We start from the raw sequence: 16033 nt of genomic DNA, 5'->3' as shown, positions 1-16033 counted from the left end.
ACCCGCTATACTCTTCCCTTTTGAGTATGGCGGGTTTTTCCCGTCATATTTCAAGTTGCAGGCGCGTTGGCTGCGCTCGTTCACCCCAGTCACGTACTGAAGTACGCTCCCGGGGATTAATGAGGGACATCCATGTCCCTCACCAGAGGCCAGCCTTTGGCTGGTCAAATTCGTTCCTGACGAATTTGTCTCTCTCTTGCCACCTTCCTGCAACTCGAACTATTTAGGGAATCATTATGAAATACATCGGAGCGCATGTAAGCGCCGCTGGCGGTCTGGCTAACGCTGCTATTCGAGCTGCAGAAATCGAAGCGACCGCATTCGCCCTGTTCACCAAAAATCAGCGCCAGTGGCGCGCTGCACCATTGACCACTGAAGTCATTGATGACTTCAAGGCAGCCTGCGAGAAATATCACTTTTCCTCCGCACAAATCCTGCCACATGACAGCTACCTGATTAACCTCGGCCATCCCGTCAGCGAGGCGCTGGAAAAATCACGCGATGCTTTTCTTGATGAAATGCAGCGCTGCGAGCAGCTTGGTTTATCCCTGCTTAACTTTCACCCGGGCAGCCACTTAATGCAGATCCCGGAAGATGAATGCCTGGCGCGTATTGCGGAATCAATCAACATTGTCCTTGCTCAGACTCAGGGCGTGACGGCAGTCATTGAAAACACTGCCGGGCAAGGCAGTAATCTTGGTTTTAAGTTCGAGCATCTGGCGGCAATCATCGACGGCGTCGAGGATAAATCCCGTGTAGGTGTCTGCATCGACACCTGCCACGCCTTCGCGGCCGGTTACGATTTGCGTTCCGCTGACGAGTGTGAAAAGACATTCGCTGAATTTGAACGTATTGTCGGCTTTAACTATTTACGCGGTATGCACCTGAACGATGCCAAGAGCGCATTTGGCAGCCGCGTTGACCGCCACCATAGCTTAGGGGAAGGCAATATCGGTCATGATGCATTCCGCTGGATCATGCAGGACAGCCGTTTTGACGGCATCCCACTGGTACTGGAAACCATCAACCCTGATATCTGGGCCGAAGAAATTGCATGGCTGAAAGCGCAGCAAACTGAAAAGGCGGTTGCATAATCATGAACGACAGGGAAAAGCAGATCCTTAAGATCCTGCGTCGCAATCCGCTAATACAGCAAAATGAAATCGCCGATATTTTGCAGATCAGCCGTTCGCGCGTCGCCGCACATATTATGGATTTGATGCGCAAAGGAATGATCAAAGGTAAAGGTTATATCCTTACCGAACAAGATTATTGCGTCGTCGTCGGGGCAATAAACATGGATATTCGTGGTGTCGCTGACATCCACTATCCTCAAGCCGCATCTAACCCCGGCAGCATCCACTGTTCTGCTGGTGGCGTGGGACGAAACATCGCCCACAACCTGGCACTACTGGGCCGTGACGTGCATTTAATTTCCGCGGTTGGCAGCGATTTCTATGGCGAAACGCTGCTGGAACAGACCCGTCAGGCTGGTGTTAACGTTTCCAACTGTATTCGTCTGCATGGACATAACACCTCCACCTATTTGTCGATCGCGAATCAGCAGGAAGAGACCGTACTGGCGATTAACGATACCCACATTCTGCAACAGCTAACGCCGCAGTTGCTGAACGGTTCACGGGATCTTATCCGCCATTCCGGCGTCGTGCTGGCAGATTGCAACCTGACGGCTGAAGCCATCGAGTGGGTATTTACTATTGCTGATGACATTCCGGTATTTATTGATACCGTTTCAGAGTTCAAAGCAGCAAAAATGAAGACCTGGTTTACACGTATTCATACGCTCAAACCCACGCAGAAAGAGCTTGGCATTTTATGGGGTAAGCCTGTCCAGTCGGATGGGGACCGCGTGCAGGCCGTCAACGACCTCCATCAACAGGGGGTAAAACGCATCTTTGTATGTCTGGAAGACGAATCCGTTTTTTGCAGCGAAAAGGACGGAGAGCAATTTTTACTGACACCGCCGAAGCATACAGTGATAGACAGCTTCGGTGCCGATGACGCATTTATGGCGGGATTGTTATACAGCTTTCTGGAAGGCAGTGCGTTCCGCGAAAGCGCGCAGTTTGCAATGGCCTGTGCAGCATTATCACGCGCCAGCGTCAGTATTAACAACCCGACGCTCTCCGCCGATAATGCCCTGTATTTGCTGAAAACCACTTAGATATAATGCCGGATGGCGCTACGCTTATCCGGCCTACAAACAACGACACTTCCTCGCAAACTGCCACCACCCGGCCTACAAGCAACAACTCTTCCTCGTAGGCTGGATAAGGCGTTAGCCGTCATCCGGCTATGCTAAACCAATAAAGAAACCGGCTATTGTGGCGCTCATCAGGTTAGAAAGCGTTGCCGCAGCCAGTGCTCTCATCCCAAGCTGTGCGATTTCCGGTGCGCGCTGTGGCGCAATGGCTGAAAACGCACCGACGACGACACCAATCGAACCAAAGTTTGCAAAACCACACAGGGCAAACGAAATAATCGCAATGGTCTTCACATCCAACGTCCCACCCGTTTGCAGGTACGGTGAGAAGTTGAGATAAGCGACAAACTCATTAATCGCCAGCTTCTGCCCGATCAGGCTCCCCGCCAGCGTTGCATCGCTCCAGTCCACCCCCATAATCCATGCCAGCGGAGCCAGGATATAGCCAAAAATGCCTTCCAGGGTCGCGTGACCGAAGCCAAACCAGCCGCCAACGCCACCAATAATGCCGTTAATTAACGCAATAATAGCGACAAATGCCATTACCACCGTCGCAACGCCTGCGGCAATCTTCAGCCCGGTCATCGCCCCGCTCGCCGCCGCTTCGATGATGCTTTTCGGTGGTGTCTCAGTAAACGACAGATTCTCGAAGGTAACGCGAGATTCTTCTGTTGCCGGGCTCAACATACGCGCGAACAAAATCCCGCCAGGAATTGCCATCAATGATGCCGCCAACAAATAATCGATGGGGACCCCCATTCCGGCATAACCAATCATCATTGAACCCGCAATAGACGCCATCCCGCTACAAATTGCAGTAAACAGCTCATTGCGATTCAGGCGATCAATAAAGGGTTTCACGATTGCCGGAATTTCGTTTTGCCCGAGAAAAATCGTCGTCACCGCAACAAATGATTCGATTTTACTGATGTTCAGCGCTTTCTGGAAAATACCACCGAGAATACGGATCAACAGTCCCATTACGCCAATGTAGTAAAGCAGGCTTATCAGCGCGGTAACAAAAATGATGGCAGGGAGAACCCGGAAGGCAAAGATAAAACCGGCACCGTCAAACAGCACATCCATTTTAGGACCGACCAACGAGCCAAAAATAAATGCACTTCCTGCATCGCTATATGACATGACCTTGTGGACGCCGAGTGCCGCCTGTTCAACCAGCCATTTCCCCGGAGGGAAATACAACATGATACCGCCAATGGCGATTTGCAGAACCAACGCAGCACCAACGGTACGCAGGCTAATACGTTTTTTATTTACTGACAGCAGAAACGCGATGGCCAGTAATACCACCATACCCACAACACTTCTCATTATATCCATAATGAAATCCCTTCATGCCAGGAAACCCGGCGCTAACGCCAGGTTTTGGTAGGTTTGATATTCACGGGCGACCACTTTCTGCCCGGTAAATTCGGTCAGGCGAGGCGTTGATATTCCTTCGCAATCTCGCAAGCCAGTACGGCGTTGTTGAACACCAACTGAATGTTAGATTTCAGACTGTCGCCTCCGGTCAGTTCTGCAACCCGTGCCAGAAGGAACGGCGTGCTATCTTTGCCCACAACGCCCTGCTCTTCAGCTTCCTTCACTGCCCTATCGATTGCCGCGTTAATTTTTTCCTCTGCCATTGCAAACTGTTCAGGGATTGGGTTTGCGACAACCAGACCGCCGTTCAGGCCGGTTTGCCATTTCACCGCCATCGCACGGGCAATTTCTTTTGCGCTGTCCAGACGAATACTGACGTCAAACGGGCTGGTGCGGCAGAAAAACGCTGGCAGTGATGTTGTCTGATAACCAATGAGCGGCACACCGAAGGTTTCTAAATATTCGGTTGTTAATCCGAGATCGAGAATAGATTTTGCCCCTGCGCAAATAACCGTGACATTGGTATGTGCCAGTTCTTGCAGATCCGCAGAAATATCAAATGTATGCTCAGCCCCACGGTGAACACCACCGATACCCCCGGTTGCAAATACTTTAATTCCCGCCATAGCGGCAATAATCATGGTAGAGGCAACGGTAGTTGCGCCATTTTTCCCGGCGGCGACAACAAACGGTAAATCTCGACGACTTACTTTAGCAACGTTATGCCCTTCACGTCCCAAAAGCTCAATTTCGTCTTTACTCAAGCCAACTTTCATTACTCCGCCAATAATGGCAATGGTTGCAGGCACAGCACCATGTTTGCGAATAGTTTCTTCTACTTCAATTGCTGTCTGCGCATTCTGTGGAAATGGCATGCCATGGGAAATAATGGTTGATTCAAGTGCAACAATAGGTTTTTTACTGTTTAATGCTTCCTGAACTTCTGGAGATATTTGTAATAATTCAGAGGAAAGAGTTAATTCAGACATTCTGTGTTCTCCACTATTGAGCTAACATTCGCAACAGACAAATCAGGGTTATTGGTATATTCACAGGCCAGCGCCATAGATGAGCAACCCTGCGCAAATCGAACCGAATCAATAAAGGGCAAACCGTCTACCCAGCAGGATGCCAGTCCTGCCATCATGGCATCACCCGCCCCCGTAACATTAATGACGTGAGTTTTAATGGGCAGCGACCAGCCGCTACTCCCTGAGATATCACTATAATAAACACCGTCCCCCCCCATGCTGAGCACCAGACGGTTTAGGCCGCGTTCATGAAACCACGTGGCAACTTTACCAACATCCTCTCGCCCGGAGAGTGCAATACCACTCAGGGTTTCAGCTTCAAGTCGATTAGGTTTTAAGGTGTGGATTTTGCCGAGTTGTTCGCGAATTTTAACGCACTTCCATGCCGATACCGGGTCAACAAACACCGGTACCTCACCCGCGTTTTCCAACACCCATGTCAGCGCGTCTTCGCTGATATTACAGTCAGCAACAATAACTTTTGCTGCACGAATAAAATCACGATGTTGCGACAAAAAATCCGCTGAAATGTGGTCAGTAATACTCATATCATTAATGGCAACCAGCATCTCACCGGTATTATCAAGCAGCGACAAATAGCTTGATGTATTTTCTCCAGCAACAATCAGGCATTTTTCGACATGAACACCAGATTGATTAGTTTGCGCCAGCAGTGATTGCCCATAGAAATCGTTACCAACGGCAGTCAGTAACCATGAATCTTTCCCCAGCAGCGCCAAATTATGAGCGATATTGCGTCCCACGCCGCCTGGCGTAAATTTTATTTTTCCCGGATTCGAGTCCGCATAATTCAGAGAAGCATGCGAATACCCGGCGACATCCATATTGGCCGAGCCAATGGTTACTATGTATTCCTTTTCACGCATAGCACGTCCCCTGGCAATATAATTACCACTAATAAGTTCGTCAGAAATAACCCTTACCACCAAAAGGATTATTAGAGCACATGTTCACTATCAAACACGTGTTCATGTTAGCCAGGTTTTTTGTAAAGTAAATCCATCCGCAAGATCTAAAATAAATAGATATGAACAGAGTCACAATTTTTTATAGATACAGTTTGCAAGGGAGAGAAAAAATGAGAGACAGAACACAAATTGAACAATCCAGAAAAAAAACCTCCGGATAACCGGAGGTTTTTCAGATGCGCCAGGCGGACTGCGTGCATTAACTGAGCGAAACCAGATCCTCCGGCATGTGGTTGTACAAAATCCGCCAGAAGTGCTCAGCCGTTTTATTCAGGCGGGTGTCCATCCGGTAAATATAGGCCTGAATAGGCACCATCAGTTCCGGCGTCTGCAGACAAACCAGCCGCTTGTCGCGCAGTTCGTTTACGATAGTCCACGCCGGTAGCCAGGCGATACCATGCCCATCTAATGCCATATTTTTCAATAACTCACTCATCGAAGACATAAACAGAGTACGAGCAGAAATGCCCCCCACTTCCGCCAGATGACGGTTTACCAATCTTCCCATGTAGGATGTGCTGGTATAGTTCAGAATCGGCACCTGCGGCTGATAGATATCAAACAACGCCTTCCCCTGCGCGTCAGTCGCACAGACGGGATACAGCTCAGACTCAAAAACCTTCAAACCGCAGAAAGGTGACTGCATTAAATCTTCATCCCGAAAGGAGATAATAAAATCACTTTTCCCTTCACGCAGGGTATTCACCGCTTGCACCACATCAATCGCCTCGACGTGATAAACAAACTCTTCCCCCCAGGCCGCCATTGAGTGCACTAAGCGGGGCAACATCGTCAGCGACAGAGAATGTGCCGCCGCTATTTTGATATTGGGTACCCCAAGCAGGTTGTGCCCACTTAGCTCATCCAGATTGCATTCCAGCTGTTGCAGCAGACTACGGGTTTGCGAATGGAATAACTTACCCTCCTCCGTGAGTTGCAGTGGGCTCGTCGTGCGATCAAAAAGCTGTACCCCCACGGCTGATTCGAGCGCCTTGATCCGCCTGCTAAATGCCGGTTGGGATATATTGCGTTCCTCGGCCGCTTGGGAAAAATGACGACACGCCTCCAGCGTCAGGAAATCATATAACCATTTTGTCTCAATATTTTTCATGCCTGTCACGCGGATGTTTAAATATGCCAATTGGCTTTAAGCATCATGCCTGAATATTTCCAGAGATGAAATTCATCATCGCCACCTGGTGATTCGTTTTTTGCATCAAGCCTTCGTTTTCAACATTACCATGCCTCACTCCCCCTCGGCCACGACCGCTCGCCTGCCGCGTATTGTCGGACCTCAGGCTGAATATCGGCCTGCTGAGATGACAAACGAAGCCACATCCATGCGGTTTTTGCATTGAACAAAACATTATTGCATTTCTCCTCACGCCTCACTGCTGTTAAACATAACCAGCAGATACAACGTAGCTCTGAATATTAATCATCGGTGAATTGAGGTATATATCGTGAAAGGTTTAATTGGTGTACTTGGTGGTATGGGGCCAGCGGCAACCGTCGATCTCTTTAATAAATTCGTCACCTTTACCGCGGCACAACGTGACCAGGAACATATCCCATTAATTATTTCATCTATTCCTGACATTCCTGACCGAACTGACGCATTAATGCATCATGGTAATTCCCCACTCCCGGCAATGCGTGATTATATGCATAAACTCGAAGATGCTGGCGCGGAGTGTATTGTGATCCCCTGTAATACCGCCCACTTTTGGTTTAATGAATTAAAAGAGTGCTGTCACACAGAGTTGCTCAGTATCGTTGAAACGACCATCAACGAGGTCAATAACTGTGGAAAATCACGTATTGGACTGCTCGCCACCAACGCCACGTTATACATGGGTCTCTATCAGAAAGGCATTGAATCGCTTGGGCTAACCTGCATCAGTCCTGACTCTGCCAGTCAGGAAAAAGTGATGAAAAGCATCTATTGCTTAAAAGCCGGTGATGCTAAGCGGGCACAAATGCTGATGAATGAACAGGCTCAAGCACTCTTTTCTCGTGGCGCACAAGTTATCGTCCTGGGATGTACGGAAGTCCCCGTCATCCTTGCTGAGGCTGTCAAAACATCACCTGAAAAATATATTGATTCAACCGGTTCGTTGGTTCGCGCCGGTATTAAATGGTACGAGAAACGCGTTGGTAAAAATCACCTTTTGGTGCAATGAAAATCTATACCTGGCTAATTGTTGCATTAAATAAACACCCATTTTAATAACCAATTATTCTCTGGCGGAGGCCATCATGATTTGGCTGGAAATTATCGTAGTGTTAGGGGCAATATTCTTTGGCATCCGCCTTGGCGGAATTGGTATCGGTTTATGTGGCGGGCTGGGGCTGGCTATATTAACGCTGGGATTTGGGCTGCAAATTGGTTCGCCGCCCGTGGACGTTATTCTTATTATTATGACGGTTGTCGTGGCAGCATCGGCGCTACAGGCCGCCGGAGGTATGGATTATCTGGTACGTGTTGCCGGGAACTTTATGCGGCGTAACCCTAAATATATCAATATTATTGCGCCTATTATTACCTGGTCGATGACCATTATGGCGGGGACCGGGTTTATTGTTTTTTCTACCCTACCGGTCATTGCCGAAGTCGCAAAAGAGTCTGGTATCCGCCCCTCACGCACACTCGCAGGGTCCGTCGTCGCCTCTCAGGTGGCAATATCCGGCTCACCGATCAGTGCTGCAATGGCTGCAATGCTGACCATCATGGAAGGAAACGGCGTCAGCTTTATACAGGTCATGGCGGTATGCCTGCCCGCCTCGTTCGTTGCCGCCATGGTGGCCGCATTCATCGCTTCACGCCAGGGGTGCGAGCTACAGGATGACGAAGTGTATCTGCAACGCCTGCAAAAAGGTCTGGTCCGTAAATATGAAAGCCAGAGTAGTACGACGCCGGGTGCCGTGCTTTCCGTCGCTCTGTTTATGCTGGCAACCATCGTCATCGTCATCCTTGCTGCCTGCCCTCAGCTACGTCCGGGATTCGACGTCGGTAGTCCGATGAATACGCGGGATATCATTATTATCTGCATGTTATCTGCCGCTTGCCTGATGGTCGTGTTATGCAAAACATCTACAGATGCCATTGTACTGACATCCACTTTTCGAGCAGGGATGAGTTCGCTGGCCGTCATTCTCGGCATTGTTACACTGGGAACCACATTCATTGACGCACACTTAGCGGAAATTAAAGACATCGCGGGTAATATTCTACAGGCCTACCCGATGCTGTTGGCTCTGGTACTGTTTGGGACCTGCGCGCTGCTCTATTCGCAGGGAGCCACCACGCCGCTGATTATCCCGCTTGCCGTCGCGCTCGGCGTACCCACCTGGGCCATTCTGGCTTCCTATGTGGCAGTGACTGGTGTGTTTGTTCTCCCCACATACCCCACTTCACTGGCGGCAATGGAGTTCGACACCACCGGGACAACACGCGTGGGCAAGTACGTCTTAAACCATCCGTTTATGTTACCAGGACTTGGTGGGATCATCGCGGGCGTTGCCTTTGGTTTTATCATCGCGCCAATGATTGCCTGACCCGTTTTATTCTGGGGGGCCGAAAGCGATATCGCCCCCTGAATGCTTCGCGACTTACCTGACCGGGTTCACCATAGCAATACCGTCTTACCTTTATCTATTTGCTTCACCTCGCTGCTTTTAATCACGCGGTGATAGCCATAGGTATCAGCATATTTTGTCAATCCTGTCCCGGAATCCTGCTCAGGTTTTCCTTGCGTCTCTATCGTTGTCCCTGATGTTGTTGTCATCACATAAGTGGTTGAGCACCCTGTAAGCAACAGCGTAGCGAGTGACAGAGAGGCAAAAATGCGCGTTTTTTTCATATTCGATTTCCGTGATGAGTTTGATTTAAGGGCACTTTATCGAATTTGGTTAAGGCAGGATGGATTATTGTGGCGGTGCCGCAACTGTCGGGATCAAAGAATAAAAAAGGGCAGAGAAATCTCTGCCCTGGGAAGTAAAGAAGGGTTAGGCTACTTTCGCAACGGCGTCCACTTCCGGGCGCTTCAGCACCGCGTAGGAGAGACCTGCCACCAGCGTACCAGCAACAATCGCCAGCAGGTAACCAAGTACAGGGGTAATGGCACCAGGGATCAGCAGTACAAACAGACCGCCGTGTGGCGCCATCAACTTCGCCCCCACAGCCATTGAGATTGCTCCCGTCACCGCGCCACCGACGATACAGCATGGCAGAACGCGCATCGGATCGCGTGCCGCGAACGGAATTGCCCCTTCGGTGATAAAGCACAAACCCAGAACCAGTGCCGCTTTGCCACCTTCTTGTTGTGCTTTGTCGAACTTACGACGCGCAACCAGCGTTGCCAGACCCAGAGCCAACGGTGGCACCATACCTGCCGCCATAATGGCTGCCATCGGTGCATAAGTTTGCGTACTCAGCAGACCCACCCCAAAAGCGTAGGCCGCTTTGTTCACTGGACCGCCCATGTCGGTACACATCATGCCACCAAGAATAGCGCCAAGCAGAACCGCATTCGCCGTCCCCATGGTTTGCAGCCAGTGAGTCAGGCCTTCCAGAATGCCCGCAACCGGTTTACCAATCAGGTAAATCATTGCCAGACCAACGACCAGGCTCGAAAGCAGCGGAATAATCAGAATCGGTTTCAGCGCTTCCATACTCTGTGGGAGTTTCAACTTCGTGCTGATGAGCTTCGCCACATAACCGGCAAGGAAACCGGCGATAATCCCACCGATAAAGCCAGAACCGGTGCTTACCGCCAGCATACCGCCGATAAGACCCGGCGTCAGACCGGGACGGTCAGCGATAGAAAATGCAATGTAACCTGCCAGAACGGGCACCATCAGTGCGAAGGCTGAGCCCCCACCAATCTGCATCAGTGCTGCTGCCAGCGTACCTTGCTCTTTGAATGCTTCAATACCAAAAGCGAATGACAGCGCAATACACAGACCACCCGCAACCACCATCGGCAGCATGTAAGACACACCGGTCAGCAGGTGACGATACGCGCCCGCGCCCTCTTTTTTTCCTTCGGTGGCCGCAGTCTGATTCTTCCCGGCAGGCTGGTACAGGGTCGCTTCATCCAGCGCTTTATCCAGTTCCTGCTTCGTTTTCTTCAGCGCCAGGCCCGTAGACGTGCGATACATCGGTTTTCCAGCGAATTTCGCCAGATCAACCTCAATATCAGCCGCCACAATCACCAGATCAGCCTCGGCAACCTCTTCCGGCGTAATGGCATTACCTGCCCCTACAGAGCCACGGGTTTCCACTTTCACCCACCAGCCGCGTTTTTTCGCTTCGGTTTCAATGGCTTCAGCAGCCATAAACGTATGTGCGACACCTGTTGGACAAGCTGTCACTGCCACCACACGTTTTGGACCATTGCTTGCCACTGGTGTTGCCACAACCGGCGCGCTATATGGCTGCGCATGGCCTTTTGCTTCACTGAGAAAAAGCTCGGGATGCGCAACCGCACGACCGATGTCACCCAGCCAGACCTTTTTGCCGTTCAGCGAATTGTCGACAGGCAGCTTATCGCCCAGGACAATCGCCAGCTCTGCATCATTTGGATTATCGATGATCTCCAGATGCGCTTTCTGTGCCGCCGCTCCAAGCAGGGTTTTCGCCATATAGGCGCGAGCCTGGCCGAGATTAGCGTCAATAATCAGCAGCGTTTTCATTATGCCTCTCCTGCTGTCAGTTAAACGGTTTTAAGTCGACACGCGCCATCATTGCGGCCAACTGAGGACGATCGGTAATGCCCACATTGCTTTGGCTTACCGCCAGGGCGGCAACAGCCGTCGCCAGACGCAGGGTATGTTCGCTGGATTCACGCATCAGCAGGCCGTAAATCAGACCGCCAACCATTGAATCACCCGCGCCTACGGTGCTGACCACCTCAACTGACGGCGGTTTAGCAATCCATTCACCCGAAGCGTTAACCCATAAAGCGCCTTCCGCACCGAGTGAAATCACCACGTGCGCAATGCCTTGTTCACGCAGAGCATGTGCCGCTTCAATCACATCTTTCATTTCCGGCAGCTTACGGCCTGCCCAGATTTCCAGTTCACGACGGTTTGGTTTCACCAGCCACGGTGCCGCTTTCAGACCCGCCACCAGCGCTTCACGACTACTATCAAAGATAATGCATGGACACTGACTGCGCAGGCGCGTCATCCAGTCAGTGAATGCTTCAGGGCTCACGCCGGTCGGCAAGCTGCCGCTGACGCACACCATATCGAATTGCCCCAGCCAGCTCAGTGAGTCATTCACAAAGCGTTCCCAGTCAGCCGGCGTGACTTCAAAGCCGGAAAAATTGAAGTCAGAAACTTCACCATCTTTTTCAGTCAGCTTGACATTAATACGGGTACGCCCCTGCACCACTTGAAAACGGTTAGCGATGCCCAGTTCACTGAACAATTGCTGAAAACCATCCTGGTTGTCCTTACCCAGAAAGCCGCCGACCGTCACGTCAATCCCCAAATCCTTAAGCACTTTTGCGACGTTAATCCCTTTTCCCGCGGCATGCAGACCGGTCGTTTTCACCAGATTGACTTCACCGCGTTCAATTTCAGGGCAAAAACCGACCAGATCATAAGCCGGGTTCAGGGTGATAGTTGCAACACGTCTGCTCATTATGCGCCCTCCCCAAGACCTGCCGCGATGGCATCGCCAATGGCTTTCAGCGCCTGTTCAGCATCTTCACCCTGTGCGGTAAAGCGCAGGTGGTGTCCTTTTTTCACGCCCAATGCCACCACTTTCATCAAACTGCGTCCATTTGCCGGTTTTCCGGTTCCATCAAGATTCGTCACGGTTATTTCACTATTAAATTGTTTAATCGTATTCACCAGCATGGTGCCCGGACGGGCGTGTAAACCATGCTCATTACGCACTACAAACTCGGCACTCAGCACATCATCAGTTAATGCATCATCACTGGTCAGCAGCGCCAACACCGTTGCAGCATCCGCCTTCAGCAAACGGTCAGCTTTATTGCTCAGCAACAGATCGCCAAGACGCTTCAGCACCGCAACGGGCTGGTCATCATTCATCGCGACAGTAACCAGCAGCGCAGCAGCTTCTCCCTGCACGTCAAATGCGCTTGCCGCACGACTGACCGCGACGGCGCTGCGTACATTGCCTTCAGCACAGTCATTCAGCCAGATGCCCTGACCAAGATTCATTGGTTGCTCGTTAATCGCTCTGGCCACAAAGGTGGCATCCACTGCACCGGCTTCTTTCAGACGTGCGGCGTTCAGCGCCTGCAGCGTCACCAGTGAATTGGCGACGACGTCCAACGACAGCGTTTCGTTATCAAGCTTCAGCAGCTCGCTCTGCTTTTCGCCCATCAGCAATGCACGCAACTCTTCTGCCGTGGTGGCGGATTTCAACTGTTCCGCAACCGAGTCATCACTCAATACATGAGTCAGCTGACGCAGCAACCCAAGGTGTTCATCTGAGCTGGCTGCAATGCCGATTGCCACATACGCAACCTGACCTTCGCCCCACGTCACACCTTGCGGAAACTGAAACACCTGAACCCCGGTTTTCAGCACCTGATCGCGTGTATCTGTCGTACCGTGAGGAATGGCAATACCATTGCCGAGAAACGTCGATGTTTGTTGTTCGCGTGCCAGCATGCCATTGACATAGCCGTCCGCAACGTTGCCCGCTTGCACCAGGGCTGCGGCAACCTGGCGAATAGCCTCTTCTTTGTTCCCGGCCTGTTCGCCCGGGTGAATATCCTGAACAGATAACTGGAACATGATTCTCCTCTCCTGCTGAATTGAAACGATTCAGCTAACATGAGAAAAAAGGCGCCACCCGACTCCATCAGTTAAGGCAAGATGACGCTGAAACGTTTCAAGGAGTCTGGATCTTTCTGCTTCAGCACGCAAGGAAAGTTAACAATTAACTTGCTGAATTTAGATGTACCGCACATTTTCTCGGCGTTTCTTTGAAACAAGCTGACGCAAAAACGCGTTCAGCTTCTCAACTTCAGCATCGTCAGCATGTGGACTGATCAGACTGAAATGACATTTTGATTTTCCATATCGATTTTGATTTAGTGCCCTGTTTATTTTCTGGCGAGCAGCGTAAACTCCGCCTCTCTTCACTCCACTGATAGCTAAACATGCATAACACCCCCGTAGCCGCCACACCCAAGGCGTTTGATTTAACGTCTTCGGCGTTCCTGCTTGTCGCTTTTCTCACGGGTATCGCCGGGGCATTGCAGACACCTACGCTCAGCCTTTTTCTGACCGATGAAGTCCATGCTCGTCCGGGAATGGTGGGCTTCTTTTTTACCGGGAGCGCCGTCATCGGCATTTTGGTAAGTCAGTTTCTGGCCGGACGCTCTGACAAAAAAGGCGATCGTAAAAACCTGATCGTTTTTTGCTGCGTACTTGGCATGCTGGCCTGCGTGCTGTTTGCCTGGAACCGAAACTATTATATTTTGCTGTTTGTCGGTGTATTCCTCAGTAGCTTTGGCTCCACCGCCAACCCGCAAATGTTTGCTCTCGCCCGTGAACATGCCGATCGCACTGGCCGGGAAGCCGTCATGTTCAGCTCTATTTTACGTGCTCAGGTTTCACTGGCCTGGGTGATCGGCCCACCGTTGGCTTACGCGCTGGCCATGGGGTTCAGCTTTACGGTGATGTATCTCAGCGCCGCAGTGGCATTTGTTGTCTGCGGCGTGATGGTTTGGTTTTTCTTACCGTCAATGAACAAAAGCGTACCTCTCGCGACAGGTGCGGTTGAGGCTCCACGCCGTAATCGTCGTGATACGCTGCTGCTTTTTGCTATCTGTACATTAATGTGGGGCACCAACAGCCTCTATATCATTAATATGCCGCTGTTTATCATCAACGAACTGCATCTACCTGAAAAACTCGCCGGTATCATGATGGGCACCGCCGCAGGGTTGGAAATCCCAACCATGCTGATTGCCGGATATTTTGCGAAACGTCTGGGCAAACGTCTGTTGATGAGAATTGCCGCCATCGCCGGGTTCTTTTTTTATGCGGGCATGCTGTTGGCACATTCGCCGGCGGTTTTGCTCGGCTTACAGTTGCTGAACGCAATTTATATCGGCATCCTCGGCGGAATTGGCATGCTTTATTTTCAGGATTTAATGCCGGGACAGGCGGGATCAGCCACAACGTTGTACACCAATACCATCCGCGTCGGCTGGATTATTGCCGGGTCGTTGGCGGGTATTGCCGCAGAAATCTGGAATTACCACGCCGTATTCTGGTTTGCGCTGGTGATGATCGTCGCGACGGTTGTGTGTCTGGTGCGCATCAAAGACGTTTAAGGCGCAGTCAACGCTTCCAGCTCAATAAGGTACAGCATGGCCTGGTGTGTCGTTTTACCGCACATTTCCGCACTGGGTTGCAAACCGGCACACACTTTGGGGCGCAACGGAGACGCAAAAATCTTACAGCGCAGGGATTCATCTAGCTGAACGCATGGCGTATTGGCGGGCTTGCCATCAGGCATGCCAGGGATAGGGCTGGAGATAGAAGGCGCAGTGCAACATGCGCCACAATCCGGACGGCATTCCATACAGTATTCTCTTTAGGGTAAACCATCGGATTGTTCAGGTAGCGAACAGTATACACAAATTCATTCGGCGTACCTCAAGATGGCATGCACACAGCCAACAACGAGGTAACCAGAAGGACGGAGTGTATACCACCTTTTTTGCACCAGCAAAAGTGTGAATTCCGCTTGCCTGAATGCCCCGGCGCGAGTAGTTTGACGCGATATTTTAGACACTCCTCACTACAGGATTTTTTCGATGCCAAGAGCGAACGAAATTAAAAAAGGTATGGTACTGAATTACAACGGCAAGCTGCTGATTGTAAAAGATATCGATATTCAATCACCGTCCGCACGTGGTGCAGCTACGCTGTACAAAATGCGTTTTTCCGATGTCCGTACCGGTCTGAAAGTTGAAGAGCGCTTCAAAGGCGACGATATCGTGGATACCGTCACCCTGAGCCGCCGCGGGGTTGATTTCTCCTACGTCGATGGCAACGAATATGTCTTTATGGATAAAGAAGACTATACCCCGTATACCTTCACCAAAGACCAGATCGAAGAAGAGCTGCTGTTCATCCCGGAAGGCGGGATGCCGGACATGCAGGTACTGACCTGGGACGGCCAATTACTGGCGCTTGAACTGCCGCAGACCGTAGACCTGGAAATCGTTGAAACCTCACCGGGTATTAAAGGTGCTTCAGCGAGTGCGCGCAACAAGCCAGCAACCCTGAGCACCGGTCTGGTTATCCAGGTTCCTGAGTATCTGAGTGCGGGTGAGAAAATCCGTATTCATATCGAAGAACGCCGCTATATGGGTCGCGCAGACTAATATCTCTGCCACACA

The 16033-nt window shown here is 50.9% G+C and carries 15 protein-coding genes; 6 read left to right on the top strand and 9 right to left on the bottom strand.

The features are described 5' to 3' along the window. Positions 1 to 236 precede the first annotated feature (236 nt). Entirely contained in the window at positions 237 to 1094 is an 858-nt protein-coding gene (gene nfo, locus QMN38_RS05525) for a deoxyribonuclease IV (protein ID WP_323604670.1), read from the top strand. 2 nt (positions 1095 to 1096) lie between these two features. Next, positions 1097 to 2185, top strand: coding sequence for a sugar kinase (locus tag QMN38_RS05520; RefSeq protein ID WP_323604669.1), 1089 nt, complete (start codon positions 1097 to 1099; stop codon positions 2183 to 2185). A gap of 129 nt (positions 2186 to 2314) precedes the next feature. On the opposite strand, the gene QMN38_RS05515 is transcribed toward QMN38_RS05520, so the two are convergent. The 4 genes from QMN38_RS05515 to hypT form a co-directional block, all read right to left on the bottom strand. Beyond that, positions 2315 to 3565, bottom strand: coding sequence for a NupC/NupG family nucleoside CNT transporter (locus tag QMN38_RS05515; protein WP_040230612.1), 1251 nt, complete (start codon positions 3563 to 3565; stop codon positions 2315 to 2317). Positions 3566 to 3660: 95 nt separating this feature from the next. Beyond that, a complete protein-coding gene (locus QMN38_RS05510; protein ID WP_048211160.1) occupies positions 3661 to 4596 on the bottom strand; it encodes a pseudouridine-5'-phosphate glycosidase in 936 nt (311 codons plus the stop codon). Then, positions 4584 to 5525, bottom strand: coding sequence for a pseudouridine kinase (locus QMN38_RS05505; protein WP_271449617.1), 942 nt, complete (start codon positions 5523 to 5525; stop codon positions 4584 to 4586). Before QMN38_RS05505 ends, QMN38_RS05510 begins: the two co-directional genes overlap by 13 nt. Before the next feature lie 301 nt (positions 5526 to 5826). Beyond that, a complete protein-coding gene (hypT, locus tag QMN38_RS05500; RefSeq protein WP_323604668.1) occupies positions 5827 to 6738 on the bottom strand; it encodes a hypochlorite stress DNA-binding transcriptional regulator HypT in 912 nt (303 codons plus the stop codon). Positions 6739 to 7090: 352 nt separating this feature from the next. Between hypT and cuyB the strand changes: the two genes are divergently transcribed. Both cuyB and QMN38_RS05490 read left to right on the top strand, forming a co-directional pair. After that, the gene (gene cuyB, locus QMN38_RS05495; protein WP_323604667.1) at positions 7091 to 7810 is read left to right on the top strand and encodes a cysteate racemase; all 720 of its coding nucleotides are present in this window, start codon (positions 7091 to 7093) and stop codon (positions 7808 to 7810) included. 76 nt (positions 7811 to 7886) lie between these two features. Then, positions 7887 to 9185, top strand: a complete 1299-nt coding sequence (locus QMN38_RS05490; protein WP_271440072.1) for an anaerobic C4-dicarboxylate transporter — start codon at positions 7887 to 7889, stop codon at positions 9183 to 9185. A gap of 68 nt (positions 9186 to 9253) precedes the next feature. On the opposite strand, the gene QMN38_RS05485 is transcribed toward QMN38_RS05490, so the two are convergent. The 4 genes from QMN38_RS05485 to fruB form a co-directional block, all read right to left on the bottom strand. After that, positions 9254 to 9490 carry a YgdI/YgdR family lipoprotein gene (locus QMN38_RS05485; RefSeq protein WP_323604666.1) on the bottom strand — a complete coding sequence of 79 codons (237 nt, stop codon included), beginning with the start codon at positions 9488 to 9490 and terminating at the stop codon, positions 9254 to 9256. 145 nt (positions 9491 to 9635) lie between these two features. After that, entirely contained in the window at positions 9636 to 11324 is a 1689-nt protein-coding gene (gene fruA, locus QMN38_RS05480; RefSeq protein WP_323604665.1) for a PTS fructose transporter subunit IIBC, read from the bottom strand. A 16-nt stretch (positions 11325 to 11340) separates the two neighbouring features. Further along, positions 11341 to 12279, bottom strand: coding sequence for a 1-phosphofructokinase (fruK, locus tag QMN38_RS05475; RefSeq protein ID WP_003834544.1), 939 nt, complete (start codon positions 12277 to 12279; stop codon positions 11341 to 11343). Next, on the bottom strand, positions 12279 to 13409 hold the full coding sequence (gene fruB, locus QMN38_RS05470; protein WP_323604664.1) for a fused PTS fructose transporter subunit IIA/HPr protein: 1131 nt from the start codon (positions 13407 to 13409) through the stop codon (positions 12279 to 12281). The genes fruK and fruB overlap by 1 nt, the downstream gene beginning before the upstream one ends. Before the next feature lie 368 nt (positions 13410 to 13777). Here fruB and setB point away from each other — a divergent pair, with 368 nt between their 5' ends. Next, positions 13778 to 14959, top strand: coding sequence for a sugar efflux transporter SetB (gene setB, locus QMN38_RS05465; protein ID WP_323604663.1), 1182 nt, complete (start codon positions 13778 to 13780; stop codon positions 14957 to 14959). Here the strand turns inward: setB and QMN38_RS05460 are convergent. Then, the gene (locus QMN38_RS05460; protein ID WP_005129254.1) at positions 14956 to 15210 is read right to left on the bottom strand and encodes a YkgJ family cysteine cluster protein; all 255 of its coding nucleotides are present in this window, start codon (positions 15208 to 15210) and stop codon (positions 14956 to 14958) included. The genes setB and QMN38_RS05460 overlap by 4 nt on opposite strands. A 235-nt stretch (positions 15211 to 15445) precedes the next feature. Here QMN38_RS05460 and yeiP point away from each other — a divergent pair, with 235 nt between their 5' ends. Next, entirely contained in the window at positions 15446 to 16018 is a 573-nt protein-coding gene (gene yeiP / locus QMN38_RS05455; RefSeq protein WP_005129255.1) for an elongation factor P-like protein YeiP, read from the top strand. Positions 16019 to 16033 lie beyond the last annotated feature (15 nt).

It is taken from the genome of Citrobacter sp. R-1.5.2, assembly GCF_035064245.1.
In the GTDB taxonomy this organism is placed as follows: Bacteria; Pseudomonadota; Gammaproteobacteria; order Enterobacterales; family Enterobacteriaceae; genus Citrobacter.
This window is presented reverse-complemented; position numbering and strand designations above follow the sequence as displayed.

Bases quoted from the DNA above. Each gene is read 5' to 3' on its own strand.
- nfo (WP_323604670.1), top strand. From the start codon at position 237: ATGAAATACATCGGAGCGCATGTAAGCGCCGCTGGCGGTCTGGCTAAC.
- QMN38_RS05520 (WP_323604669.1), top strand. From the start codon at position 1,097: ATGAACGACAGGGAAAAGCAGATCCTTAAGATCCTGCGTCGCAATCCG.
- QMN38_RS05515 (WP_040230612.1), bottom strand. From the start codon at position 3,565: ATGGATATAATGAGAAGTGTTGTGGGTATGGTGGTATTACTGGCCATC.
- QMN38_RS05510 (WP_048211160.1), bottom strand. From the start codon at position 4,596: ATGTCTGAATTAACTCTTTCCTCTGAATTATTACAAATATCTCCAGAA.
- QMN38_RS05505 (WP_271449617.1), bottom strand. From the start codon at position 5,525: ATGCGTGAAAAGGAATACATAGTAACCATTGGCTCGGCCAATATGGAT.
- hypT (WP_323604668.1), bottom strand. From the start codon at position 6,738: ATGAAAAATATTGAGACAAAATGGTTATATGATTTCCTGACGCTGGAG.
- QMN38_RS05490 (WP_271440072.1), top strand. From the start codon at position 7,887: ATGATTTGGCTGGAAATTATCGTAGTGTTAGGGGCAATATTCTTTGGC.
- QMN38_RS05485 (WP_323604666.1), bottom strand. From the start codon at position 9,490: ATGAAAAAAACGCGCATTTTTGCCTCTCTGTCACTCGCTACGCTGTTG.
- fruA (WP_323604665.1), bottom strand. From the start codon at position 11,324: ATGAAAACGCTGCTGATTATTGACGCTAATCTCGGCCAGGCTCGCGCC.
- fruK (WP_003834544.1), bottom strand. From the start codon at position 12,279: ATGAGCAGACGTGTTGCAACTATCACCCTGAACCCGGCTTATGATCTG.
- fruB (WP_323604664.1), bottom strand. From the start codon at position 13,409: ATGTTCCAGTTATCTGTTCAGGATATTCACCCGGGCGAACAGGCCGGG.
- setB (WP_323604663.1), top strand. From the start codon at position 13,778: ATGCATAACACCCCCGTAGCCGCCACACCCAAGGCGTTTGATTTAACG.
- QMN38_RS05460 (WP_005129254.1), bottom strand. From the start codon at position 15,210: ATGGAATGCCGTCCGGATTGTGGCGCATGTTGCACTGCGCCTTCTATC.
- yeiP (WP_005129255.1), top strand. From the start codon at position 15,446: ATGCCAAGAGCGAACGAAATTAAAAAAGGTATGGTACTGAATTACAAC.